Below are 24,446 nucleotides of genomic sequence, written 5' to 3'. Positions count from 1 at the left end.
TGCGCACGTCCGTCTGCCCCGATCACATCAGCCGTCGATCGGTGCGACGGATGGCAGAGGTCAACCCGCGTCAAGCACGCCCGTCGTAAGCACCGCCGGGGCCATTCGGCGCCGCTGTGGTGGCGCCTGGCGCCGTCGGCCCGCACGCTGGACCACGTGGAGGAATCGCCGCAACAGGGCGGCGGAAGGGCTCCGGGAGGGCCATGTGACCGATTCGTTGCCCGCCGCCGACGCACCGCCGGCCCGGTACGACGACCTGCGTGCTCTCGTGATCAACTGCACCCTCAAGCGCTCGCCGGAGACGAGCAACACCCAGGGGCTGATCGACCGCAGTACCGCCATCATGGACGCACAAGGGGTGCATGTGGACGTCGTACGTGCGATCGACCACGAGATCGCCACCGGTGTGTGGCCCGACATGCGGGAGCACGGCTGGGAGACGGACGCCTGGCCGGAGCTGTACCAGAAGGTCATGGCCGCAGACATCCTTGTGCTGGCTGGACCCATCTGGCTGGGAGACAACAGTTCCGTGATGAAGCAGGTGATCGAGCGCCTCTACGCCTGTTCCAGCCTGCTCAATGAGGCCGGTCAGTACGCGTATTACGGCAGTGTCGGCGGCTGCCTGATCACCGGCAACGAGGACGGCGTCAAGCACTGCGCCATGAACGTCCTCTACAGCCTGCAGCACCTGGGGTACACCATTCCTCCCCAAGCCGACGCAGGCTGGATCGGTGAGGCGGGACCCGGCCCCTCGTACCTCGACCCCGGCTCGGGCGGCCCGGAGAACGACTTCACCAACCGCAACACCACCTTCATGACCTGGAACCTGCTGCACCTGGCCCGGGCGCTGAAGGACCTGGGCGGCATCCCCGCCTACGGCAACCAGCGCACGGCCTGGGATGCCGGCTGCCGCCGCGACTACGAAAACCCCGAACACCGGTAGGTACACCGTGGAGGTGCTGGCCCGCCTCATCGGACGTCTGAAGCGCACCGACTGCGCAGTGTTCATCCTGCAGTAAGAGGTCCTGACAAAGGCGTTGGACATGCCGGTGGGTGATGAGGCAGGTGGCGAGGCCGAGGAACGCCTCGTGGATGTCGACGCGTCGCTCCCAGCGGATGCGCAGGCGGCGGAAGCCATGCGGCCAGGAGATGGTCCGCTCGACGACCCATCGGAAGATGCCCAGGCCCGTACCGTGTGGCTGGTCCGGTGTAGACCTACGAAGCGGCGGTCACGCTCGCGTCGTTCCTCACGTTCTCGGTGCTCAGCATGCTTCGCTCGGCACCTGCGACGACCTGCGCCGCCAGGGCGAGCAGAGAACTTGTATCCGGTGAAGTCTGCGAGGTGGACGTAGCCGATGCGCTGGTAGAGGGCGTTGCTCGTGGGGTTGGCCGGGTCCGTGAACAGAACGACGTCCGTCGCGCCTGCAGCCAACGCGGCCTTGCTCACCTCGACCGTCACGGCGCCCGCGTAGCCACGGCCCCGGAGGTGGGCCGGGGTGTAGACGGGGTCCGCCTGGACCATCCCGCCGACGATCGATGTCGCGGCCGCCATGGAGACGGGAGTGCCGTCCGGGGTCTCCCAGAACGTGAAGTGTCTGTCGCCGAAGCGCGAGTCAGCCCAGGAGCCGACGTCGATCAAGTCGATAGAGGCCTGTTCCCCGACGACGACGCAGAACTCACGCCACCAGCGCACGACTTGCTCGTAGTCCTGTGCGCCCGTCACGCGAGCCCGGCCCTCAGCCAGCGGCTGCGGTGGTGTCAGCGTGCCGAGACGATAGAGGTGCGTGCGCCAGAACGGCCCTCATCGGTTACCGCCGGCTGACAAAACCGATCAGGGCCTGAGCCCGTTTCCTGTACGTCGAAGCAGACCAGGCCCATCGAATTCGCCAGGGCAACCGCGTAGGCGGAAGCTTCCTCAGCCCTGTCCCAGCGCAATGGCAAGTAGATGAGTGGACCGCCGGCCCCGCAGACCAAGGGCCCTGCGGCCCAGGGCGAGGCTTCCTCCACATCCTCCGTCGCATCACGCCACCCCTGACCAGGGCGGTCGCCCATTTCGGGTCGGTGCGGACCTTGCCGAGCACGCCAGTACTTGAGGTGGGCGAAGCCGTGCACCAGCCCCAGCACCCCGAACCCCGCGCACGCCAGGCCCTTGGCTTGCGGCTTCACGATGCACACCGCTCATTAATGGGCGGTGATCTCCACAACCGGAAGAAGGCGGACACATATCGCTGGCGCGGAGGCGATGTGATCCTTGTCGGAGTCCAGTCAGCACGGGCTCGCTATGTGGGCAGCCTGACTGGGCTTCGTCATGGCACTGCTGTCATGGGAGGGGACGCAATGCGTATCAGGTTCGGGTGGCGCACCGGCAAGCTTGCGATCGTGGGGACGCTCACGGTCGCCGCGTTGAGCTTGGCCACGGGAGGCGCTTTCGCCGCCACGCCGCCGACGGGGGCCGAGGCCTGCCCGAGCGGGAACGTGTGCTTGTACTTCAACTCGCCGCAGTACGGCTGGGGCGCGTGGGAAGACTGGTCGCCTGGCCAGAGCCTCAGTCTGTCGGACTTCAAGTTCGCTCACTGGGGGAACGGTTCTGGTTACGGGCAGACGGTGTACGACAAGGCTGCCTCGATCGTCAACAACACCGGTCACACGGTGGTCGTTGAGTCGGACCTTGGCCACGACGACTACTACGGCGCGGGCTACGCCGGATCCCTGTACTCCTTCACCTACAACCACGACGCTCTCCTGTACTGCTGACGCCCAGCGAAGCATCGCGAGTGCCTCCTCCGCACCGCCATTGTGGAGGGGGCCCGTCCCTTCGCCGACCCCGCTAGGGTCTGTGTGATGTCGTGATCAATCGGCTGCTCGTAAGAGGTCTTCGAGCCAGATCATCGAGGCGCGAAGTTCGAGGCCGGCGAGTAGCGGGCTCCACCACCTTCACGAACGGACCAAAGTGGCTCGCATTCCCGTTGCCCGAGTGGCTCCGCTTCACCCTGTCGAAAACAGCAGGCGTGTCGGTCGCATCGGGCGCGAGGGGGTCATTGGTGGCGGCGTCTGAAGACGACCATCCGCAGGACCGTGAAGCGCACCACGGTCACCAGGGCGAAGCTCGGCGCAAGTACCAGGGTCTCCGCTGCTGGTGAGGCGGTAGGCCGGTAGTGGCGGAAGAGCAGGACAGCGCCTGAGGTGACCAGGTACGCCAGGACGAACAGGCCACCCGCGGCCAGATGCGCCTGGAGGGCCCGGACCGGGGGCCCCGTGAAAGGTCAGCCGGCGGTTAGCCTCCGTGTTGAGGACGGTGACGACAGGTAGGGAAACGAAATTGGCCAGGATGGGCGGCGACCACTGGCGCAGAACCCAGTACAGCATGGCCTGGGCCACAGTGGAGGCGACGCCGATCACGACGAACCAGAACACTTCCCTGGTCAGCGCGGTGCGGCCGAGCCATGTGGCGGCGCTGCGCCGTGCGCTGAGGCGTCGCACCCCACCATCATGAGGCCCCCGTGCGACCCTTCGAGCCGTGCGCAGAGCCGGTTCAACCGTTCGGCTGACGGCAGACACCCGCATGCACGACAGGCACGGAGAGTCGACCCGATCTGCGCCAGTTTGTGGCTGACGATTTGACAGGCACTGACGGAGCGGTGGGGTTCGATGCCCACGTTGAGAGACGGTCTGGGTATAGGGGAGGCAGTCGTTGGGCATCAGCGGACGGCCACCGGCTGCGGGATCCGGCGGGTCGCAGCCGCGGGGGGTCACGTCCGCCGGAGTGGTGTATCGACGGCCACTCGGTGATCTTGTTTTGAGGCTATGCGGTGAGTTCGGTGGGCAGGGCGGTGTCGTCGGTTTGTGACTCGATCGGGTGGAGGCGGGTCTTGGCGAGGAGCTCGCGGCCCATGTAGCGGCGGGCTTCGGTCCACTCGTCGTTCTGCTCGGCCAGGACCGCGCCGACCAGGCGGATCAGGGCGGTGCGGTCGCGGAAGATGCCGACCACGTCGGTGCGGCGGCGGATCTCCTTGTTGAGCCGTTCCTGCGGGTTGTTCGACCAGATCTGCCGCCAGATCTCGCGCGGGAACGCGGTGAAGGCCAGCACGTCGCCCTGAGCGGCGTCCAAGTGGGCCGCGGCCTTGGGGAACTTGGCCTCCAGGGCGTCCAGCACGTGCCGCGTCTGGGTCTGGACCGCGTCGGTGTCGGGCTGTTCGAAGACGGTCCGCAGCAGCGTGGCCACCCACGGCTGGGCCGACTTGGGCACCTGACTCAGCAGCGCCCGGGCGTAGTGAGTACGGCAGCGCTGCCAGCTCGCGCCGGGCAGGGTGGCGCCGATCGCGTTGGCCAGGCCCATGTGTGCGTCGGAGATAACCAGTTGGACGCCTGACAGGCCGCGGACGATCAGTGAGCGCAGGAAGGCCAGCCAGCCGGCGCCGTCCTCGGCGGTGGCCACGTCCAGGCCGAGGACCTCGCGGTGCCCGTCGGTGTTGACGCCGACCGCGATCAGCGCATGCACGTTGATGATGCGGCCGCTCTCGCGGACCTTCTGCGTGAGCGCATCCACCCAGACGAAGGCGTAGGGGCCGGCGTGCAGAGGCCGGTTGCGGAACGCGGCGACCTGTTCGTCCAGGTGCTTGGCCATCGCGCTGACCTGGGACTTCGACAGCTGGGTCACCCCGAGCGACTCGGCGAGCTTCTCGACCCTGCGCGTGCTGACGCCCAGCAGGTAGGCGGTGGCGACAACCGAGATCAGGGCCTGCTCGGCCCGCCGACGGCGCTCCAGCAGCCAGTGCGGGAAGTAACTGCCGGACCTGAGCTTGGGGATGGCCAGTTCGACGGTGCCGGCCCTCGTGTCCCACTCGCGCGGGCGATAGCCGTTGCGATGGTTGACTCGCTCGTCACTGACCTGCCCGTATTCGGCATTGCAGAGGGCATCGGCCTCTGCGGACATGAGCGCGTCGGCGAACGTCTTGACCATCGCGCGCAGCAGATCGGGACTCGCCGCGGCGAGGTTGTCTTCCGCGAGGACGTGCAGGGGCACACTGTCGGGTGCGGTCATCGTGCTGATCTCCTTCGTGACTCGACATCTCGAAGATCAGCCGGTGGCCGTTCTTGTATCCGGGCACTCACTCCGACGCCGGGGCAAACGCCCGGATCAGGTGGGAGCCCGTACACCACTTCTCAGGACGCAACCGCGTCAAAAAGCCGGAGTCCTCGCTCCGGGTGGCAGATGACGCGTCGCTGCGGTGGCGGGTCGGGCCAAGTACCTCGTCGGCGCTGCGCGGTTCTGTGCGCGGTTGCTGGTTGAACTTGTGGCGCAGATAAGGCTTGCGTCCAGGCCCTGCTCGTACGGCACTGCTTGCGCTGCTGGGGAAGCAGGAGTCCCGGGCCGCCGGGCAGCAGCCCGCGGTGCTGCAGGGCCTGGGCGCGGCCGCGGCACCAGGCTGAGCAGAACGCCCGGGGCCGGCGCCCGGATGCGAGGGGCTGGGTGCACACTGGGCAGTGGCCGGGAGCGGCGACGGGCGCCAGGCGCTCTGCGTCTTCGCCGGCCTCGGCATGCTCCCCCGCCGTCCGCTGCCCTCGCTCGCCCACAAACCGGAATCCGTCGCCCGAGCCGAGCAGCTGTTCGCGGACATCAAACGGAAACAGCACGAGTGGGGACGCTCCCCGCCCTCCACCCACCAGCTGCTGCGCCAGCTGCACGGCGCCTCATGAGCGGCGCGACCGCACCGCACCGGAAGGTCGCCACCGCTGCGCACCAGCGGCGCTATCGCGATCTGATGAGCTCCTTTCCCACCGGGGTCGCGGTGGTGACCAGCCTGGACGCCGAGGGCACGCCGCGGGGCATGACCTGCTCCTCGGTCACCAGCGTCACCGTGGCCCCGCCCACGCTGCTGGTGAGCCTGCGCAGAGGCAGCGCCAAGCTGGAGGCGGTGACCGCGCACGGCGGGTTCGCCGTCAACCTCCTGCACGGAGACGGGCAGCGCACCGCCGAACTGTTCGCGGGGCCCGAGCCCGACCGGTTCGCGCGGGTGTGCTGGCGCCGCGCACCCTCCGGTCTGCCGCACCTCGCGGACGACGCGTTCGCCGTCGCCGACTGCCGCGTGACCGGACTGCTCGACGTCCACGACCACACCCTGGTGCTCGGCGAAGTCCGCACCATCGTCCGCAACGCCGGCACCCCGCTCCTGTACGGGCTGGGGCGCTTCTCGACATGGCCGCACCCGTGCCCCCCGTCCGACAACGCCCCGTCCCACTGAGCCGCCGAGGACGTCCATGCCCACGAACCAGGTACCCCCTGCCCCGCTCCGTACCACGGAGATCTCAGCTTCCCGCCTACCGCGCGGCCGATCCGCCGACGAAGGACGCCGACGGCCTGCTCGACCTGGCCAACAACGAGCTGACTCTGTCTCCGCTCCCGGCGGTCGTCGACTCGCTGCGGCTCAGCGCGCGCAGCGTCCACCTGTACCCCGACCCCACGGCGCGCACGCTGCGGCACGCCGTCGCCCGGCACTTCGCTACCGACCCCGAAGAGATCGTGGTCGGCCCCGGCAGCGGCGCCGTCCTGCACCAACTGCTGCTCGCGCTGTGCGGCCCCGGCGACGAAGTCCTCTATCCACGACGGCCGGCGCCCAGGGCACACCGGTGCCGCTGACGCCCTCGGGCGAGCACGACCTGTCCTCCTTCGCGGCGAAGGCCGGCACCCGCACCCGCATCGTCATCCTGTGCTCCCTGCACAACCCCACCGGCCGCCGCATCCCGCGCACCGCCCTGGCCGCCTTCCTCGGATCGCTGCCGCCCCACGTCGTCACCGTCCTCGACCAGGCGTACGTGGAGTTCGACGAGCACGAGGAGACGCACGACCTGGACCTGCTGCGCGCAGCTCCCCGGCTCGTACTCCTGCGCAGGTTCTCCAAGGCGTACGGTCTCGCAGGGCTGCGTGCCGGATACGCCCTGGCCGCTCCCGACCTGGCCGGCCTGGCCCGCAAGACACTGCTCCCGTTCTCGGTCACCCGCACCGCCGAGCACGCCGCAGAGGTCTCCCTGGAGGAGCACGGACAGCTCGCGGCCCGGCTCGACACCGTACGGCGTGGGCGCTCCCTGCTGTCGGCCGGCCTGCGCGCCGAGGGACTCGATCCGCTGCCGTCGTACGGGAACTTCCTGTGGCTCGCGCTCGGAGCCGCGACGGAACGCTTCGCCCAGGTCGCACTCGCGGCCGGGGTGCGGGTCCGGGCCTATCCGGGAGCGGGTGTGCGCATCACGGTGGGTGGCGACGAAGCGCACCGGCGCGTGCTCGGCGCGGCCCGGCTCTTCCGTACGGCGGGCACGTGACCGGGAACGCCCAGGCGGACCTCTTCCTTGTCCTCGCGCTCGTCATCGCCGTCGCCAAGCTCCTCGGCGGCGTGCTGAGCCGCCTGGGGCAACCGCCGGTGGTGGGTGAGATCGTCGCCGGGATCCTGGCCAGCCCCATGGTCCTGTCCCCCGCGGTGAGCGGCCGGGTGCTGCCGGCCGACGCGCGCCCGGCCCTCACCGGGCTGGCTGACGTGGGCCTGGCCACGTTCATGTTCCTGGTGGGCCTCGAGACCAAAGACGCCCTCCCGCACGGCGGCAGAGGCCTTTCGTGCGGCATCGCGGCAGGCGGGCTCCTGCTGCCGCTCGTCGGTCGGATGGCGCTCGCCCTGCCGCTGGCATCCGCCCACGCTCCGGGCAGCCGTCCGGCCTTCGTCCTCTTCGTCGGGGTGGCCATGTGCGTGACGGCGGTGCCCGTGCTGGCCCGCATCCTGGCCGACCACCACCTGGGCCGCGAGCCCACGGGAACCGTCGTCCTCGTCGCGGCCGCCGTCACGGACGTGGCGGCGTGGGTGTGCCTGGCCGCCGTCATCGCGTACGCCCACGCCACCGTGCCGGTGCGGCTCGCCCTGCTTCCGCTGTACGCACTGGTCATGGCCGGCGCGGTCCGCCCCCTCCTCGCCGCGCTCATGCGCCGCGCCGCCCGTCGCGGGGCGGGCGGCGCGGACACGGCGTTCCTGGTCCTTGCCGTCGGCCTCCTAGGGTCGGCCGCCGCAACCGAATGGCTCGGCATCCACTTCATCTTCGGGGCGTTCGCGTTCGGGGCGACGGTGCCGCGCTCCGTGCCGTCACTGGTCCGCGCGGGCATCGCCACCCGGATGCGGCAGACCGGCGGGCTGCTGTTCCCGCTGTACTTCTTCATGGCGGGCGGCAAGGTGTACTTCTTCATGGCGGGCGGCAAGGTCGACATCGCCGGGTTCAGCGGCCGGACCGTCCTCACGTTCGGTCTCCTCATCACCGTGGCCACCGCCACCAAGACGCTGGGCGCCTACGCGGGCGCGCAGCTGTCCGGCGCCGAACCCCGTCAATCCCTGATCGCCGCGGTCCTCATGAACACCCGCGGCCTCACGGAGATCGTCATCCTCTCGACCGGTCTGGAACTCCACCTCATCGACCAGACCCTCTATTCCTGATGGTGCTGATGACCCTGGTCACCACGGTGATGATGGTCCCGGCCCTGAAAATACTGGCGCCGGCGGCCCAACCGCCGGAGAGAGGGCCGCGTCCGGAACAGCGCTCGCCATCGCGGGGTACGCTGCGCGCGTAGCGGGCTGTGATCGGGACGCGTCTCGGCGGCGGCGCTGATCTGCACCGCATACGGCCACCGGCTCCGGCTGGTCCACCGCCTCCACCCGACCGTGGTCCCGCCGGGCCGGGAGCCCCGTCCGCGGTGCCGCACGATCACGTCACCGGTCGGGGACGGAGCTGGAAGGGAATCCGTGCGAGCCGGCCCGACACGGCGTCCGGTCCAGGTGCGGCGGAGCTGCGCCTGAGCGCGGCCCGGATACCCTTGCTCCATGTCTGTGCGACCCGCCGGGCAGGAGCCGGACGCCCGGATGCTCACCGAGGCCGTCATCCGGCTGCATCGCGCGCTGCGCTCCTCGGCGATCCGCACCGACTACCCGCGGGAGACCCTCCCCATGGCCCAGGCCGAGCTGCTCCAGGTACTGGAGGAGCACTCTCCCGCGCACATCGGTGACCTGACCGCCCGCCGGCACCTGGCGCCCAGCACGGTCAGCGGACTGATCAGCCGGATAGTCGGCGCCGGGCTGGTCGAGCGCGACGTCGACCCGGTCAACCGCCGGTCCTCCGTCGTCACCCTCACCGCGGCCGGCCGCGAGAAGCTCGCCGCCTGGACCAGGACCCACAAGGATCCCATGGACACCGCCTACGCCGCCCTCGACGACAGCGAGCGCGCGGTGATCGCGGAGGCGCTGCCCGTGCTCTTCCGGCTCGCCGAGCACCTCGACGAGGAAGCGTACGGCACTGACCTGGGCTGAAGGCCGTGCTCCGAGCACGGCGCGGCGGGCTTGCGCCCCGCAGCCGCATGTGCGGTGGTGCCATGGCGCCCGCCGTGCGTACAGGATGCCCAGGTGACGGATGCGCCTGCTGCCGCGCTCCCCACAGGCGCGACGGGGTGAGGACCCGTACCTGACTCGCCGGCGAGGGCTGCCGGCCGTGAGTCCCTCGCACGGTCCCAGCCGGGCGGCCGACGTGGCGCGGGCTGTGGATCAGTCGGCATTCGTGTGCTGCGGCGCTGTCCCGTCGACCGGGCCGTACCCGCCTCCGCCGGGGGTGCGGACGACGAGCGTGTCCCCGGGGGCGACGTCTGCCGTGTCGCAGCCGCGCAGGGGCGTGGTCGTGCCGTCCGCGCGTGCGATGAGGTTCTCGCCGAGGGCGCCGGGGCGGCCGCCGGCCATGCCGTAGGGCGGGATGCGGCGGTGGCCGGAGACGACTGCGACGGTCATCGGTTCCAGGAAGCGGATCCGGCGTTCCACGCCGCACCCGCCGTGCCAGCGGCCCGCGCCCCCGCTGCCCTCGCGGACGCGGAAGTCCTCCACCCGTACCGGGTAGCGCCATTCCAGGATCTCGGGGTCGGTGAGGCGGGAGTTGGTCATGTGCGTCTGTACGGCGTCCGCGCCGTCGAAGCCGTCGCCCGCGGCGGAGCCGGAGGCGACGGTCTCGTAGTACTGCACGTGCTCGTTGCCGAAGGACACGTTGTTCATGGTCCCGGAGCCCTCGGCCTGCGCGCCCAGCACGGCGTACAGGGCACCGGTGACGGCCTGGGACGTCTCGACGTTGCCTGCGACGGTGGCGGCCGGGTGGACCGGGGCGAGCATGCAGCCGGCGGGGACGCGGACGTCGAGTGGCTTCAGGCAGCCGCTGTTGAGGGGGATGTCGTCGGCGACCAGGGTGCGGAAGACGTACAGCACGGCCGCCATCACGACGGACGTCGGGGCGTTGGTGTTGCCGGGCTGCTGGGGCGAGGTTCCGGTGAAGTCCAGTACGGCGCTGCGGGTTTCGTGGTCGACGCGCAGGGCGACCTGGATGACGGCGCCGTTGTCCGTCTCATAGCGGTGTTCGCCGTCGCGGAGGGTGGCGATGATGCGGCGCACGGACTCCTCGGCGTTGTCCTGGACGTGCCGCATGTAGGCGTGGACGACGTCGAGCCCGAACTGGTCCGCCATCACGCGCAGTTCGCGGATGCCCTTGTTGTTGGCGGCGATCTGGGCACGCAGGTCGGCGAGGTTGGTCTCCGGGTCGCGCGACGGGTGGCGGGCGGTCAGCAGCAGCTCGCGGGTCTCGGCCTCGCGGAAGTGTCCGTCCCGCACGAGCAGCCAGTTGTCGAACAGGACGCCCTCCTCGTCGATCGTGGTGCTGAAGGCGGGCATCGATCCGGGGCTGATGCCGCCGATCTCGGCGTGGTGGCCGCGCGAGGCGACGAGGAAGAGCAGCCGCCTGCCCGTCTCGTCGAAGACCGGGGTGACGACGGTGATGTCGGGCAGATGAGTGCCGCCGTGGTAGGGGTCGTTGATGGCGTAGACGTCGCCGGGCCTCAGCGAACCGGAGTTGCGGCGCAGCACCTCCTTGATGGACTCGCCCATCGACCCCAGGTGGACGGGGATGTGGGGCGCGTTGGCGATGAGATTGCCGTCCGGGTCGAACAGGGCGCAGGAGAAGTCGAGGCGCTCCTTGATGTTGACCGAGTGGGCCGTGCTCCCGAGCCGTACACCCATCTGCTCGGCGACGGACATGAACAGGTTGTTGAAGACTTCGAGCATCACCGGGTCGACGGTGGTGCCGACCGCCCTACGGGACGGGCGGGGCCGGGAGCGGGTGAGGACGAGGTCGCCGTGCTCGTCGGCCGCGGCGCGCCACCCGGGGTCGACGACCGTGGTTCCGTCCGCCTCGGCGATGATCGCCGGGCCCTCGACCGCGTCCTGCGGGCGGATGTCCTCGCGCCGGTACAGCGGCGTGGGCTGCCAGAGGCCCTCGGTGAACATCCTGACGACAGCGGCGGGTTGGAGTGCGCCGGTCCGCGGCGGCAGCGCGGGGGTGGAGGCGGTCCGCGGGCCGGAGGAACCGGTGGCCTCGACCGCGATGGCCTCGACGACCAGCGGCTTGCTCATGGTGAAGCCGTAGCGGTCCCGGTGATCGCGTTCGAAGGCGGCCCGCATGTCCTCGGCCGGGCCCAACGGCACGGGCAGCGAGAAGTCCGTGCCCTCGTAGCGCAGCAGCGCGCGGGCGGACGTACGGACGGTGGGGTCCGGTACGCCGTCCTCGCGCAGCTGGCGGCGTGCCCGTTCCTCCAGCTCCGTGCGGACGGCTTCGACACGGGCCGCCGTCTCCGGCCGGTGGAGGGGGGCCTCGATGGAGCGTTCGCGCAGCGCGAGCGCGTCCGCCATCCCGATACCGTAGGCGGACAGCACCCCGGCGAGCGGCGGGATCAGTACGGTGTCGATGCCGAGCCGGTCGGCGACCGCGCAGGCGTGCTGGCCGCCCGCGCCACCGAACCCGACCAGCGCGTAGCGGGTGATGTCGCGGCCGCGCTGGACGGAGATCTTCTTCACCGCGTTCGCGATGTTGAGCACGGCGATGTCGAGGAAGCCCGCCGCGACCTCCTCGGGGCTGCGGCGTCTTCCCGTCGCGGTCGCGGTCTGCTCGGCGAGCTCCGTGAAGCGGTCACGGACCGCGACCTCGTCCAGCGGCTGGTCGCCGTCCTTGCCGAAGGCCCTTGGGAAATAGGCGGGTTGGACACGGCCGAGCATGACATTGGCGTCGGTGACGGTCAGCGGCCCGCCGCGTCGGTAGCAGACCGGGCCGGGGTCGGCACCGGCCGAGTCCGGCCCGACGCGGTAGCGCATCCCGTCGAAGTGCAGGACCGAGCCACCGCCCGCGGCGACGGTGTGGATGTCCGTCATCGGCGCCCGCATCCGCACCCCGGCCACCTGGGTGCCCAGTACCCGTTCGATCTCGCCCGCGTAGTGGGACACGTCGGTCGAGGTGCCGCCCATGTCGAAGCCGATCGCCCTAGTGCGGCCGGCGCGCCTCGCGGCGCGGGCCATGCCCACGACGCCGCCCGCCGGGCCGGAGAGCACGGCGTCCTTGCCCCGGAAGCGGCCCGCCTCCCGCAGACCTCCGCCGGACTGCATGAACAGCAGCCGCACACCGTGCAGTTCTGAGGCCACCCGGTCCACGTAGCGCCGCAGGATGGGCGAAAGGTAGGCGTCGACCACCGTCGTGTCGCCCCGCGGTACCAGCTTGATCAGCGGGCTCACCTCGTGCGAACAGCTCACCTGCCGATAGCCGACCGAAAGGGCCGCCTCGGCCACGGCCTCCTCGTGGTCCGGGTGGCGGTATCCGTGCAGGAAGACGACCGCAGCACTGCGGAACCCGTCCGCGTACGCCGACGCAAGCGCCTCGCGCACGGCGCCCAGGTCGAGGGAGCGGACGGGTTCGCCGCGTGCGCCCACCCGCTCCTCCACCTCGATCACCCGGTCGTACAGGGCCTGAGGAAGCAGGATGCGGCGGTCGAAGATGTGCGGGCGGTTCTGGTAGGCGATCCGCAGGGCGTCCCGGAATCCCCGAGTGATCACGAGAACGGTGGGCTCGCCGGTGTGTGTCAGCAGCGCGTTGGTGGCGACGGTGGTGCCCATCTTCACCACCTCGATCCGGCCGGCCGGAATCGGCTCGTCCGCGTCCAGGCCCAGCACCAGGCGGATCCCGGCGACCGCCGCATCCCGGTAGGCCTCCGGCCGATCCGACAGCAGCTTGCGGCTGACCACCTCGGAATCCGGCGTCACCGCCACGACATCGGTGAAAGTGCCACCGCGGTCGATCCAGAACTGCCAGCGACCAGACATGGACCCATTGTGCGCTCCCCGCCGCGACGTGCGATGTCTCCCACGCGCCGGTCGGGCGCCTCCCCATCCGGGTCCGTGGCGGTGCGGCTGGCCACGGTCTCCGGCAGCAGCCTGCGGACCGCCCGGTGCCCACCGCCCGGCACCCACCGGCCCGCCACGACCGGCGGCCCCGGAGACGGGCCCGGATGGACCTGTGGACCCGTCCGGAGGAGGACGGACGGCGGAAGCACGACGCCGGCCTCGGCCCCGTCGCGCCCCTACCCCTGCCCCAAGGTCACCGCCGGGGATGTCCGCCCGGCGCCGCGCCGGCAGGCGGTCACGCGGGGATCAGTCGATGATGGTGACCGCGCTCCGGTGCGACCGGTGCCCGCGTGGCGCGATCGCCCCGGCGCCGACCGGCTCGCTGGCCGACACTCACGGCACCGCCGGCTACCCGAACGCCGTGCGACTCACCGCAGTTCTGTTGCTGCCTGGCGGCACCGCCACTGTCGTCCCGATCGACCCCGCCCGTGACGGGCGCCTTCCGGGCGAGCGAGCCGCCCCAGTTCCTGCCCCACTTGTTCGCACCGCCAAGGAGTGACGTGAACAACGCCCCCCTCGACACCGCCGCCCTCGACCGCGCCCTGCGCGAACTGCGGGAGAACGCCGCGTCCTGGGCCGCGGCACCGCTCGCCGAGCGGATCGGCCTGCTGGAGCGGCTGATGCCGGACATCCGCGACGGAGCCGCCGAGCTGGCCGCGGCCGGCGCCCACACAAAGGGGTACAGCCCCGACTCCCCCTGGGCCACGGAGGACTGGGCGGGCGGCCCATGGGCGCTGGCCCAGAACGTCAGCGCCCGCCTGCACGTCCTGCGCCGGATCGCCGCCGGCCAGGACCCGCTGCCCACGCGGGCGATCCACGAACACGGCGGCCGTACCCGGGTGGACGTCTTCCCCGCCACGGGCTGGGACCGGCTGCTGCTCAGTGGCTACTCGGCCCAGGTCCGGATGCGCCGGGCACCACCGCCGAGCAGGTGCGCGAGCGGGCGGCCGGACAGTACCGCGGCCGTCCGGAGCCGCGGCCGGGGTGGCACTGGTGCTCGGCGCGGGCAACGTCGCCGCCCTGACCGCCGTCGACATTCTGCACAAGCTGTACGCCGAGAGTCAGGTCGTCGTCGCCAAGATGAACCCGGTCAACGCCTATCTGCGGCCCCACTTCGAGCGGATCTTCGCCGAGTTCACCGAGCGCGGCTGGCTGCGGTTCGTCGACGGCGGCCCGGCCGAGGGCGCGTACCTCACCACCCACGACGATGTGGACTCCATCCATGTGACCGGCAGCGACCGCACCCACGACGCCATCACGTGGGGCACCGACGACCGGGCCGAACAGCGCCGCCGCGACGACCAGCCGCTGGTCGACAAGCCGTTCACCAGCGAGCTGGGCGGGGTCAGCCCGTGCATTGTGGTGCCGGGAAAGTGGAGCACGGCGGACTTCCGTTTCCAGGCCGAGCACATCGTCACCAGCAAGATGAACAACTGCGGCCACAACTGCATCGCCAGCCAGGTGCTGGTGCTGCCCCGCTCCTGGGCCGGCACCGAGCGGCTGCTCGACGAGATTCGCAAGGTCCTGGCCGCGCTGCGCACCACCCGTGCTGAAGTACGCGAACACGTATGGCGGTTGGCCGGGGATGCGGCGCCGGACGCGGGGGGCAGGTGATCGTGGACATCGACGGCGTCCTCGTCCTGGCCCACTCCGAGAAGCAGGACGTAGCCGCGACCTGGAAGAAGACGTTCGGGCACCACCCGCTGATGGGGTTCGTCGACCACGGCCGCAGCGGGGCCGGCGAGCCAGTCGTGGGCATGCTGCGACCCGGCAACGCGGGCTCCCACACCGCCGCGGACCACATCGTGTGTAATCGTGAAGATTGTCGGCCGCACCGGTGCACGCCCGCGACGGGTTTGTGGCTCCCGCCCGGCCGGCCGTCTTCGACGCCAGTGGCCTGACATATGCGATCGGTGGTGCCGACGGCGGCGTGGAGCCGGTCGCCCAGTGCCTGAGCTCGCTGGCGTCATCTGGGCCCTGCTCCGTGTGCAGGGCAACTGATGGTCTGCGAGGGAGTGTCAGGTGGACCTCGCCCTCTGAGTGCCAGTGGCGCAGGTGCGGGACCTCGTTGCGAGGGGCTCGCCTCCAGGCAGCCGGGTCGTTGCCCGGCCCGGCTGCCTCGGGTCGTCTATGCCGCGCAGTCGATCTGGCGCCGCGCCGGGTGGTTGCGCTTGAGAGCCGGGAACTTTGCCACCGTGTCTGTGACGACCGGCTTGTCGGCGACCCAGTCGGGGATCTTCCGCCCGTGAACTGCGACTACACAGCCCGTTGGCGCGGGTGCGGCACGGCAGGGCTAACGAGTTGGTGCGTGATAGCGGGTGAGGCGTGTTCGGCCTGCTCTCGGCCGTTTTCAGGTCATGACAGTGCGGTCGGAGACGAGGCCGGCGATGGCTCCGTAGGTGTCGGGCAGACGATCGCGACGGTGGGTCCAGCGCATCAGTTGTTTCCAGCGTTTGTGGTCGGCGAGAGCGTGCTCGACGGTGATGCGGTCGGATGAGTGGCTGTGCCGATCGCGTTCCCACTGTTCGAGCCCGCTGGGCAGTGCACCGGGGCGGGGCTTTCTGGGCGGGGTGAGTGCTCGGCCGGGATGGTCACGGCTCAGGCCCAGGTAGCCGTCGTCGAGCAGCACTTCCACCAGGTCGAAGTGCTGGAAGCAGCCGCTGATGCCAGCGGCGCGAACTGCGGTCGCATCGTGCATCCGCCCCGGCCGCAGGCCATCGGCCCACAGGGTGCGGCCCTGGTGGTCAGCGATGACAGTGGCTTTCATCGTGTTCTGCTTCTTCTTGCCCGACACGAATGCCCGCCTGCCGCCCCGGCCGGCGGCCGGCCGTCGCACCTGCACCTCGGTGGCGTCCAACCTCAGCTCGACTCCCCCGGCCTGGGCGTAGGCGAACACGTCCTCCAGCGTTCGAAGCCGCAGGCCAGGCCTGTCGGGAACAGCAAAACCCCGCTCCGCCAGTAACCGACGCATCTCACCGACTGCCCGGGTGACAGTCGAGCGGTCGACGTTGAACAGCACACCCAAGACCGCGTGAGGCAGGTCGTGCCGCAGGTGAATCAGCGTGACCACCAGCCGGTCCACGAACACCAGTCGATAGCGGGCACCGGCACCCTGCGCGCGTCTCCTCACACCGCCTCGTTGCTGGAAACGCCGCCCCTCCACCGCGGCTGCCCACGGCCGAGCCAACTCCTCGACCAACGACGCAAGATGAGCCATCGAGACGCCCGTGAACAACGGATGCGCCAACACCGCCCGATCGACCGTGCCCCTCACCACGAAAGCATGCCCACCCGCTATCACGCACCAACTCGTAAGTGTTGTTCTGGTTGGTGGAGTTGGGGTCGGGCAAGCTGCCCTTGTCGGTTCCGTTCGGCCCGGGCAGGGGTCCGTGTCCTCACAGAAGAAGTATCCGGTTGCGTTGAGTGCCGAAGATCGTCTGGCGTTGGTGCGCGTGACGACGACGGGGGTCCGCAGCACGTCGATGATCAGGCGGGCACGGGTGCTGCTCGCGTTGGACACGTCGGTCGGCGAGGTCGATCCGCGGGCGGTGATCGCGGACCGGGTCGGGGTCTCGTGTGAGTCGGTTCGCCTGATCTCGAAGCGGTACGCGGAGACCGGCGGCGATGTGTGGGCCACGGTCGGCCGGAAGGAACGCGCATGCCCGCCGGTGCCCTCCCCGGTGACCGGCGAGGTCGAGGCGAGGCTGATCGCGCTCGCCTGCTCGGCGCCGCCCAAGGGACATGCCCGGTGGTCGCTGCGACTGCTGGAGAAGCACGTCGCGCTGGTCGAGGACATCCCAGATCTGGACCACTCCACGATCGGCCGGGTATTAAAAAAACGGAACTGCGTCGTCACGTGAAGAAGTACTGGACCATCCCGCCCGCTGCGAATGCGGCCTTCGCCGCGGCGTTGGAGGACGTCTTGGCGGTCTACCGCCGCCCCCTCGACCCCGCCCGCCCGGTCGTGTGCATGGACGAGAAGCCGTACCAGCTGCTCGGCCACGTCCGCGATCCGCTTCCCGCGCGGCCGGGCCGTGACCGGCGCGAGGACAACGAGTACGTTCGCTCGGGGACCTGCTCGATCTTCTGCTGGGTCGAGCCACTGCGCGGATGGCGGCGCGTGGACGCCCGGCACCGCCGGACCAGGGTCGACTGGGCGCACCAGGTCGAGCACCTGCTGAGCGTGGACTATCCCGACGCCGCCACGGTCGTGCTGGTGATGGACAACCTCAATACCCACACCACCGCCTCGCTCTACGAGGCGTTCGACCCGCAGAAGGCCTTCGCGCTGGCCCAGCGCCTGGAGATCCACCACACCCCCAAACACGGGTCCTGGCTCAACATCGCCGAGATCGAGCTCTTCGCCCTCCCCCGCCAGTGCCTGGACCGCCGCATCGACGACCTCGCCGTGCTCAACACCGAACTCGCCGCCTGGCAGCAGCACACCAACAGCAACCAGCGCCAAGTCGACTGGCACTTCACCACCGACGACGCACGCGTGAAACTGCGCCACCTCTACCCAAACACACAGCAAAATTGAGCCGCGACAATCTACTAGGAGCTGTCCGGCCGATCATGTGACCCCGCCGAGTTCACATCGTTGGCCGCAGCATGGGGCGGGGTGAGCGTGGTGATCTGTCAGATGCCGAGTGGGAACGGCTGCGGCCGTTCCTGCCGGTGAGCAACGGTCGGTGCGGCAGGTGGCGTGACCACCGGCAGGTAATCGACGGGATTCTGCACCGGGTACGGACCGGGGTGCAGTGGCGAGACCTACCGGAGCGGTTCGGGCCGTGGAAAACGGTCTACGAACGTCACCGGCTACGGCCCGGCGACGGCACCTGGGAACGCCTTCTGCAGCAGGTCCAGGCCGCGGCGGACGCGGCTGACGACATCGACTGGGACATCTCGGTCGACTCCACGAGCGTGCGCGCGCACCATCATGCCGCCGGTGCCCGCACCGACCCCCCTCCCGCGCCCGCCGCCTCAAAGGGGGACGAGGTGAGAGAACACCAGGCCGAGACCGTGTGGCAAAGCCTGGTCGACCGCCTGGTGGAGGTGGTGCAGGAGGCGAGGCCCTGGGCCGCTCGCGGGGCGGCATCACCAGCAAGATCCACCTGAGCGCCGACGGGCGCTGCCGACCGTTGTCCCTGATCGCCGCCCCCGGCCAACGCGCGGACTGCACCCAGTTCGTGTCAGTGCTGGAGAAGATCCGGGTCCCCCGCTTCGGGCCGGGCAGGCCCCGCAAGAAGCCGGGCAGCGTCGCCGCCGATAAGGCCTACAGCAACGGCCCTTGCCGTCAGTACCTTCGACGCCAGGGGATCCGGCACACGATCCCGGAGAAGGCGGACAGCCGGGCCGCCCGCCTACGCAAGGGCTCACGCGGTGGACGGCCACCAGGCTTCGACGAGGACCGGTACAAGAAGCGCAACACCGTCGAACGCGCCGTCAATAAGCTGAAGAACTCGCGGGCCGTGGCTACCCGCTATGACAAACGAGGCTATGTCTTCCTCGGTACCGTCACTGCCGCACCCCTGATCATCTGGCTTCGTGCCTGATCGCCGGACGGACGGGTGTTCGTGCCCAGCCGTCCTGGATCAGAAGATGGCCCAGGCTTCCCTCGGCAGCCGGTGATAGACGTCATCCATGACATCGGCGGCCAGGAAGACGGGGCGCGTGAGCAAATGATCGCCGGCTCGCTGCACGCAGAGCGCCACCCCAAGAGTCAGCGATCCGGGCTCCGCGCCAGGCAGATAGAAGAGCTCCGTGAAGGGTTCCCGGCTTTCCGCACGAGCGAACAGCCACTGTTCCAGCTCGGAGGGAACCTGGCCGACCAATACCGCCTCATCCGCATGGACTTGCGGTCCCCGACGTGCGTCGATCGAGACTCCACGCAAACCCTCACCCGCGAAGTAGAGCATCAGGCCCACGTCGGAGTAGGTGTGGCACACGACGTCCCAACGCGGGTAATGCTGGCGCGCGGCCGCAGGGACGCCGCCGAGTGCAGCGGACGCCTCGTCGGAAGTCATTCCAAACCGCAGTGGACCCACGCTCACGAACGGATCGAAGATCCACTGCTGTCGTTCACTGTCCGGCAAGACGTCCCACAGGCCCATGAGCCGAAGCCTACGAGGAGGCGTTCGGCCAGGCTCCAGGCCCCCGATTCAACGCGATCGCATGATCGACCGGACAGCTCCTAGCCGGCCTCGAGGACCAGCTTGCCGCGAGTCTTACCGCTCTGACTCAGGCGGAACGCCTCAGCGGCCTCGGCCAGCGGCAGGGCACGGTCGATGTGGACCTTAAGCTTGCCCGCGTCGGCGAGTTCGGCGAGGTCGGCGAGGTCCGCGCTGTCGGGCCGCACCCAGACGTGGTGGCCGCCCCGATGTGTCACGCCGGGGTCGACGATCGAGGCCATTCGGCTGGGGTCCTTTAGCAGGTCCTGGGTTGCGGCGACCGCGTCACCGCCGACGTAGTCCACCGCGGCGTCGACGCCCTCCGGCGCGAGCTGTCGCACCCGGTCGATCAGGCGGTGGCCGTCCCCGTAGGTGACCGGTTCGGCGCCCAGGGAGCGCAGGTAGTCGTGATTGCGCTCGCTGGCGGTGCCGACCACGCGGGCTCCCATGGCCACGGCGATCTGCACGGCGAACGACCCCACACCGCCGGCGGCCGCGTGCACCAGGACCGTGTCGCCCTTGCCGACGCCCACCCGGCGCAGTGACTGCAAGGCGGTCAGCCCCGCCAGAGGCACGCCGGCCGCCTGCCGCCAGTCCAGCGAGGCGGCCTTGCGCGCGAGGGTGCGCACCGGCGCGGCGACGAGCTCCGCGTAGGTGCCGTGCTGCACCTCGTCCTTGCGGACGTAGCCGAAGACCTCGTCGCCGACCGAGAACTCGGGGGTGTCCAGGCCGACGGCCTCCACGACGCCTGCGACGTCCCAGCCGGGCACGAGCGGGAAGTGGACGTACATGATCGGGTCGAGGTACCCGGCGACGATCTTCCAGTCGACAGGGTTGACGCCGACGGCCTTCACCCGGACGAGTACCTGGTCCGGGCCGACCTTGGGGTCATCGGTCTCCGCGAATTCAAGCGTTTCCGGACCGCCGTAGCGGTGGGTGATGATGGCTCGCATGACCGAAGTCAACAGGCCGGGGGCCGCGGTTCTTCCACGGCTGGCCGCCCGGGCCGATCCGTTCAACCCTGTTGGCGGCACCGCCGGCTGCGCTCCGGTCGGCCGACCGTGTAGTACATCAGCCAAGGCCGCGCAGACGCCGAGCGCAGCCACATCTCCCCGCGCCGGCTCGCCCGGATGCTCCTCACCAGGCCCGTCAACCTCAAAGCCGAACAACACGAGCTCCTGGCCAAGCTCACCGGCGCCTGCCCGGAGATGACCCAACTGGCCAGCATTATCGAAGACTTCGCGCAGCTCTTGATGCCTCGCGCAGAAAATGCCGACGGGCTCTAGTACTGCAACGGTGCTTGCCGTGGCCGGTGGCCAGCTGCGTCGTTGGTCTGGTTATGGGTGGGGACCTTGCTGATGTCAGGTTGTGGGCGGGTGAGCTCGAAGCGGTGCATGAGCGGTTCGTGCACCGGTTCAGCCGGGAGGAGCCGCGTCAGTCGGCGCTGGCCTATATGCGCGGGCTGGTCGCGCCGCTGGAGCGGAAGAACGGCTGGACACTGGCGGAGGGGGCCGGTCATGGCGGTCCCGATCGCATGCACCGGCTGCTGAACCGGATCGAGTGGGACGCCGACGAGGTCCTGGACGACGTACGTGACTACGTCGTGGAACACCTCGGTGACCGGGATGCAGTGCTCATCGTCGATGACACCGGCTTCCTGAAGAAGGGTGTCCGTTCGGCCGGGGTCCAGCGGCAGTACTCCGGCACCGCGGGACGCACCGAGAACTCCCAGATCGGGGTCTTCCTCGCCTACGCGACGGGCCGAGGACGCACACTGATCGACCTACGGTTGTATCTGCCCACGTCGTGGACGGATGACCGTGAGCGATGCCGGCGGGCGGGCATCGACGACAGTGTCGCCTTCGAGACGAAGGTGGCGATGGCCAAGGCGATGGTCCGCAAGGCCATCGCCGACCGGATCCCGTTCGGCTGGGTGACGGCGGACGCTGCTTACGGCTTCAGCAAGGGCTGGCGGTTCGAGCTGGAGCAGGCCGATGTCTTCCATGTCATGGCCACCACTCGCCACGACACCGTCGTCACCCGCTGGTCGATCGACCCCGTCCATGATCTGTTCCCCGCTCTGCCCCGGCAGAAGTGGAAACGCCGTTCCTGTGGCGAGGGAGCCCACGGCCGGCGGATCTATGACTGGGCCCGCGTTGAGGTGAGGCCCTGGCACCGCGAGGACCGCCGGCACTGGGTGATCGCCCGTCGCAGCGTGAGCAGGCCCGAGGAGATCTCCTACTACATCGCCTACTGTCCCGCCGACACCACGCTGGACGAGTTGATCCGCATCGCGGGCAGCCGATGGGCGGTCGAGGAGTGCTTCCAGACCGCGAAGCAGGAGTGCGGCCTGGACAACTACCAAGTCCGCCGCTATCCCGGCTGGCACCGCCACATGACTCTCGCCATGGCCGCCCATGCCTGCCTGACAGTGCTGCGGGCCCGAGAACTGGACATGGACAAAGCAGAAACGGATCCTCCCAGCTCATCCGCCTGAGCCTTGCCGAGATCCGACGACTGATCACCCGGCTCACCGACCGCTGTCCCACCCCGGTCGAGCACATCCTGCATTGGCCGACATTGCGCCGCAGACGCCAACACCAAGCCCGCCTCAGTCACTACAAACGACGGGGCCACAGTCCCTGAAAACTGCCCAGCAATCAGAACAAGCACCGTTGCAGTACTAGACCGCGGGTCACTGCGAGACGGTCTGCGGGGCTGCGGGGACGGGCGCGAGTCGGTAGGCGTTCTCGTCGGTGATCACGCGGCCGGCGGTGGGCGGCGCGAAGTGGGTGCCGAGGACCAGGGTCTCCGTGTCGGCGAGGGAGCCGAGCAGCTTGCGGCGGGAGGCCTCGGACTGCTCCGGGTCGATGTCGACGCACGCACCGATGGAAGGGTGGGCGAACTGGATCGGATGGTGGATGCAGTCGCCGGTGATCAGCGCCGTCTCACCCTGGCTGGTCAGCTCGACGGCGATATGGCCGGGGGTGTGGCCGGGCGTGGGCAGCAGACGCAGGCCCGGGGCGATCTCGACGCCCTTGGCCGGGACGTCGACGAGGTCGAGAAGCCCCGCCTCCTCGACGGGGATCACGGAGTCGCGGAACATCTGCTTGCGCGCCTCTTCCATGTCGTACGTGGCCCAGAACTCCTGCTCGATACGGGAGGTGAGGTAGCGGGCGTTGGGGAAGGTGGGGACCCACTCGCCGTCCACTTCCCGAGTGTTCCAACCGACGTGGTCGGCGTGCAGGTGGGTGAGGATCACCAGGTCGACGGAGTCCGGGGGGAAACCGGCGGCGGTGAGGCGATCGAGGAAGTCGGTCCGCAGGTTGTGCCAGGCGGGGTTGGCCCGCTCCTTGCCGTTGCCGATGCCGGTGTCGACGAGGATGCGCAGCCCGCCCAGGACGAACGCGAAGCTGTGGCTGTCGATGCGCAGGGTGCCGTCGTGGTCGGCGAAGTCGGGGCGCAGCCAGTGCTGCCGCTTGACCACATCCGTGGTGGCGTCCGGCAGCAGCCAGGGTCCGGTCGCGGGCGGCAGGGGGGCCTCGTCGATGCGGTGGATGGTGACGTCGCCCACGGTCCAGGACGGGATGGTGGTGGTCTCATCGGCCGGTGAGGCGTTCATGGTCCGTCGTTTCCTTTGTTCTTCGGGGTTTTCAGCGGAGGTGGTCGTCTGCGGCGTGGGGCGCCTTGCGCCGTGACGCGGTCAGCGCTGCCACCGCCGCGACGGCGAGAAGGGCTGCGGCTACGGCGTAGGTGTGGGAGGTGGTCCGCAGTCCGAAGTGCTGGGTCGCGGCGCCCGCGGCGATGGCGGGGACGCTCATGGACAGGTAGCTGAGGACGTAGTAGGCGGCCAGGGTCGCGGCGCGGTCCTGTTCGCCGAGCGAGGTGAGCATCATGCGCAGCGCGCCTTGGGAGACGGCGCCGAAGGCGACGCCCGCCAGGGCCGCGCCGGCGTAGACGGCGAGCAGGCCGACGCCGTGCAGACCGAGCAGACTCAGGGCCACGGACGGGATCACCACCACGGCTCCGCCGGTGGCTGCGGCGAACGGCGCTGTTCGCCGCAGCGTCCACACGGTGAGCGTGGCCGCAGCGCTGATGGTGAAGAAGACCATGCCGGCGACCGCGTACGGGGCACCGGGGGCCACGAGGCGTACGAACGCCGGGCCGAGGGAGGAGTAGAAGCCGCCCAGTGCCCAGACGGCGACGACTCCGGTGCCGGCCGCCAGCAGGGCGCGGCGGGCCGTAGGCGGCACGGCGAGCTGCGGCCGCAGGGAGCGCAACGCTCCGGCGCGTGGGCGGGCCCTCTCCAGGGTGAACGTGACCGCGATCGCCTCGGCGGCGAACAGTGCCGCCAGGAGCACGTACACGGTGCCCGTGGGGGCGGGGGCGAAGCGGACGAGGAGGGTGGCGACCAGAACGCCGGCGGCCATGCCGGCCACCGGGGCGAGGCTGTTGGTCAGGGTGGACCGGCCCGCACGCCAGGGGTCCGTCAGGTCGAGGAGGGCGGCGCCCGCGGCGCTGGTGGCCGCGCTCGTGGCCGCTCCCTGCAGGATGCGGGCGGCGATCAGCGGGCCGGCGCCGTCCGCCGAGGCCAGGACCAGCATCGAGACTGCCTCCAGAACTAGGGCGCCCACCAGGACGGGGTGCCGACCCAGGTGGTCGGAGAGCGCTCCGACGGTGAGCAGGGCCACCAGCAGCGTCAGGGAGTAGGCGCTGAAGATCACCGTGACCGTCAGGGGGGTCAGGCCCCACTCATCCTGGTGGAGGGGGTACAGGGGCGTCGGCGCGCTGGAGGCCGCCAGAAGCGAGGCCAGGATCGACGCGTCGAGGACGAAGGCCGCAGAGCGGTTCACCGTGCCGGGGCATGCGGTCGAGTAGGGGCATTGTGCGGGTGCGCCCGGTGTGGCGCTGGACATGAGACTCCTTCCGCTAAACGCAATGAGTTTGCTTTAAGTCACCGTAGGCCCTAGTGTCACTTAAAGCAAACCGTTAGCTTTTG

The 24,446-nt window shown here is 70.0% G+C and carries 18 protein-coding genes and 6 pseudogenes; 15 read left to right on the top strand and 9 right to left on the bottom strand.

What is annotated here, in order from left to right:
* The first annotated feature begins 205 nt into the window (after window positions 1-205).
* Window positions 206-943, top strand: a complete 738-nt coding sequence (locus ABZ919_RS26650; RefSeq protein ID WP_361252499.1) for a flavodoxin family protein — start codon at window positions 206-208, stop codon at window positions 941-943.
* Window positions 944-1,070: 127 nt separating this feature from the next.
* Here ABZ919_RS26650 and ABZ919_RS26645 read toward each other — a convergent pair.
* Together ABZ919_RS26645 and ABZ919_RS26640 are read right to left on the bottom strand one after the other, a co-directional pair.
* Window positions 1,071-1,207: pseudogene (locus tag ABZ919_RS26645) on the bottom strand (IS5/IS1182 family transposase); the annotation flags it as partial.
* 105 nt (window positions 1,208-1,312) lie between these two features.
* Window positions 1,313-1,795 (bottom strand): annotated as a pseudogene (locus ABZ919_RS26640) (GNAT family N-acetyltransferase); the annotation flags it as partial.
* A gap of 542 nt (window positions 1,796-2,337) precedes the next feature.
* Here ABZ919_RS26640 and ABZ919_RS26635 point away from each other — a divergent pair.
* Window positions 2,338-2,754, top strand: a complete 417-nt coding sequence (locus tag ABZ919_RS26635) for a peptidase inhibitor family I36 protein (protein WP_361252496.1) — start codon at window positions 2,338-2,340, stop codon at window positions 2,752-2,754.
* Window positions 2,755-3,802: 1,048 nt separating this feature from the next.
* Here ABZ919_RS26635 and ABZ919_RS26630 read toward each other — a convergent pair.
* Entirely contained in the window at window positions 3,803-5,041 is a 1,239-nt protein-coding gene (locus tag ABZ919_RS26630) for an IS256 family transposase (RefSeq protein WP_361252493.1), read from the bottom strand.
* A 443-nt stretch (window positions 5,042-5,484) separates the two neighbouring features.
* Here ABZ919_RS26630 and ABZ919_RS26625 point away from each other — a divergent pair, with 443 nt between their 5' ends.
* From ABZ919_RS26625 to ABZ919_RS26600, 6 genes are all read left to right on the top strand, one after another.
* Window positions 5,485-5,697, top strand: a complete 213-nt coding sequence (locus ABZ919_RS26625) for a hypothetical protein (RefSeq protein ID WP_361252491.1) — start codon at window positions 5,485-5,487, stop codon at window positions 5,695-5,697.
* Window positions 5,698-5,762: 65 nt separating this feature from the next.
* Window positions 5,763-6,242, top strand: a complete 480-nt coding sequence (locus ABZ919_RS26620; protein WP_361252488.1) for a flavin reductase family protein — start codon at window positions 5,763-5,765, stop codon at window positions 6,240-6,242.
* On the top strand, window positions 6,209-6,637 hold the full coding sequence (locus ABZ919_RS26615) for an aminotransferase class I/II-fold pyridoxal phosphate-dependent enzyme (RefSeq protein ID WP_361252485.1): 429 nt from the start codon (window positions 6,209-6,211) through the stop codon (window positions 6,635-6,637). Before ABZ919_RS26620 ends, ABZ919_RS26615 begins: the two co-directional genes overlap by 34 nt.
* Window positions 6,628-7,314, top strand: coding sequence for an aminotransferase class I/II-fold pyridoxal phosphate-dependent enzyme (locus tag ABZ919_RS26610; RefSeq protein WP_361252482.1), 687 nt, complete (start codon window positions 6,628-6,630; stop codon window positions 7,312-7,314). Before ABZ919_RS26615 ends, ABZ919_RS26610 begins: the two co-directional genes overlap by 10 nt.
* Window positions 7,311-8,465 carry a cation:proton antiporter gene (locus tag ABZ919_RS26605; RefSeq protein ID WP_361252479.1) on the top strand — a complete coding sequence of 385 codons (1,155 nt, stop codon included), beginning with the start codon at window positions 7,311-7,313 and terminating at the stop codon, window positions 8,463-8,465. Before ABZ919_RS26610 ends, ABZ919_RS26605 begins: the two co-directional genes overlap by 4 nt.
* Window positions 8,466-8,849: 384 nt before the next feature.
* Window positions 8,850-9,332 carry a MarR family winged helix-turn-helix transcriptional regulator gene (locus ABZ919_RS26600; RefSeq protein WP_361252476.1) on the top strand — a complete coding sequence of 161 codons (483 nt, stop codon included), beginning with the start codon at window positions 8,850-8,852 and terminating at the stop codon, window positions 9,330-9,332.
* A 231-nt stretch (window positions 9,333-9,563) separates the two neighbouring features.
* Here ABZ919_RS26600 and ABZ919_RS26595 read toward each other — a convergent pair whose 3' ends face one another.
* Window positions 9,564-13,196, bottom strand: a complete 3,633-nt coding sequence (locus ABZ919_RS26595) for a hydantoinase B/oxoprolinase family protein (RefSeq protein WP_361252473.1) — start codon at window positions 13,194-13,196, stop codon at window positions 9,564-9,566.
* Between the two features lie 963 nt (window positions 13,197-14,159).
* Between ABZ919_RS26595 and ABZ919_RS26590 the strand changes: the two are divergent.
* Together ABZ919_RS26590 and ABZ919_RS26585 are read left to right on the top strand one after the other, a co-directional pair.
* A pseudogene (locus ABZ919_RS26590) lies at window positions 14,160-14,756 on the top strand (aldehyde dehydrogenase family protein); the annotation flags it as partial.
* A gap of 39 nt (window positions 14,757-14,795) precedes the next feature.
* Window positions 14,796-15,082 (top strand): annotated as a pseudogene (locus ABZ919_RS26585) (transposase); the annotation flags it as partial.
* A gap of 545 nt (window positions 15,083-15,627) precedes the next feature.
* Here ABZ919_RS26585 and ABZ919_RS26580 read toward each other — a convergent pair.
* Complete coding sequence (locus ABZ919_RS26580; RefSeq protein WP_361252603.1) at window positions 15,628-16,494, bottom strand: transposase family protein; 867 nt, start codon at window positions 16,492-16,494, stop codon at window positions 15,628-15,630.
* Window positions 16,495-16,696: 202 nt separating this feature from the next.
* On the opposite strand from ABZ919_RS26580, the gene ABZ919_RS26575 reads away from it, so the two are divergent.
* From ABZ919_RS26575 to ABZ919_RS26565, 3 genes and pseudogenes are all read left to right on the top strand, one after another.
* Window positions 16,697-17,137: a helix-turn-helix domain-containing protein gene (locus ABZ919_RS26575; RefSeq protein ID WP_361252471.1), complete on the top strand. Its 441-nt coding sequence runs from the start codon at window positions 16,697-16,699 to the stop codon at window positions 17,135-17,137.
* Window positions 17,134-17,817, top strand: a complete 684-nt coding sequence (locus tag ABZ919_RS26570; protein WP_361252468.1) for an IS630 family transposase — start codon at window positions 17,134-17,136, stop codon at window positions 17,815-17,817. The genes ABZ919_RS26575 and ABZ919_RS26570 overlap by 4 nt, the downstream gene beginning before the upstream one ends.
* A gap of 71 nt (window positions 17,818-17,888) precedes the next feature.
* Window positions 17,889-18,832, top strand: a pseudogene (locus ABZ919_RS26565) (IS5 family transposase).
* A 39-nt stretch (window positions 18,833-18,871) separates the two neighbouring features.
* Here the strand turns inward: ABZ919_RS26565 and ABZ919_RS26560 are convergent.
* A complete protein-coding gene (locus ABZ919_RS26560) occupies window positions 18,872-19,390 on the bottom strand; it encodes a hypothetical protein (protein ID WP_361252465.1) in 519 nt (172 codons plus the stop codon).
* An 80-nt stretch (window positions 19,391-19,470) separates the two neighbouring features.
* On the bottom strand, window positions 19,471-20,400 hold the full coding sequence (locus ABZ919_RS26555; RefSeq protein ID WP_361252462.1) for an NADP-dependent oxidoreductase: 930 nt from the start codon (window positions 20,398-20,400) through the stop codon (window positions 19,471-19,473).
* A gap of 114 nt (window positions 20,401-20,514) precedes the next feature.
* Here ABZ919_RS26555 and ABZ919_RS26550 point away from each other — a divergent pair.
* Both ABZ919_RS26550 and ABZ919_RS26545 read left to right on the top strand, forming a co-directional pair.
* A pseudogene (locus ABZ919_RS26550) lies at window positions 20,515-20,730 on the top strand (ISL3 family transposase); the annotation flags it as partial.
* A gap of 56 nt (window positions 20,731-20,786) precedes the next feature.
* Window positions 20,787-21,944 carry an IS701 family transposase gene (locus tag ABZ919_RS26545; protein WP_361252460.1) on the top strand — a complete coding sequence of 386 codons (1,158 nt, stop codon included), beginning with the start codon at window positions 20,787-20,789 and terminating at the stop codon, window positions 21,942-21,944.
* Window positions 21,945-22,142: 198 nt separating this feature from the next.
* On the opposite strand, the gene ABZ919_RS26540 is transcribed toward ABZ919_RS26545, so the two are convergent.
* Both ABZ919_RS26540 and ABZ919_RS26535 read right to left on the bottom strand, forming a co-directional pair.
* Window positions 22,143-23,069, bottom strand: coding sequence for an MBL fold metallo-hydrolase (locus tag ABZ919_RS26540; protein ID WP_361252457.1), 927 nt, complete (start codon window positions 23,067-23,069; stop codon window positions 22,143-22,145).
* Window positions 23,070-23,100: 31 nt separating this feature from the next.
* Window positions 23,101-24,363: an MFS transporter gene (locus ABZ919_RS26535; RefSeq protein ID WP_361252454.1), complete on the bottom strand. Its 1,263-nt coding sequence runs from the start codon at window positions 24,361-24,363 to the stop codon at window positions 23,101-23,103.
* Between the last annotated feature and the right edge of the window lie 83 nt (window positions 24,364-24,446).

This window comes from Streptomyces sp. NPDC046759 (genome assembly GCF_040645475.1).
Lineage (GTDB): Bacteria > Actinomycetota > Actinomycetes > Streptomycetales > Streptomycetaceae > Streptomyces.
The sequence above is the reverse complement of the archived record's forward strand: the minus strand, read 5'-3'. Positions and strand labels throughout refer to the sequence as shown.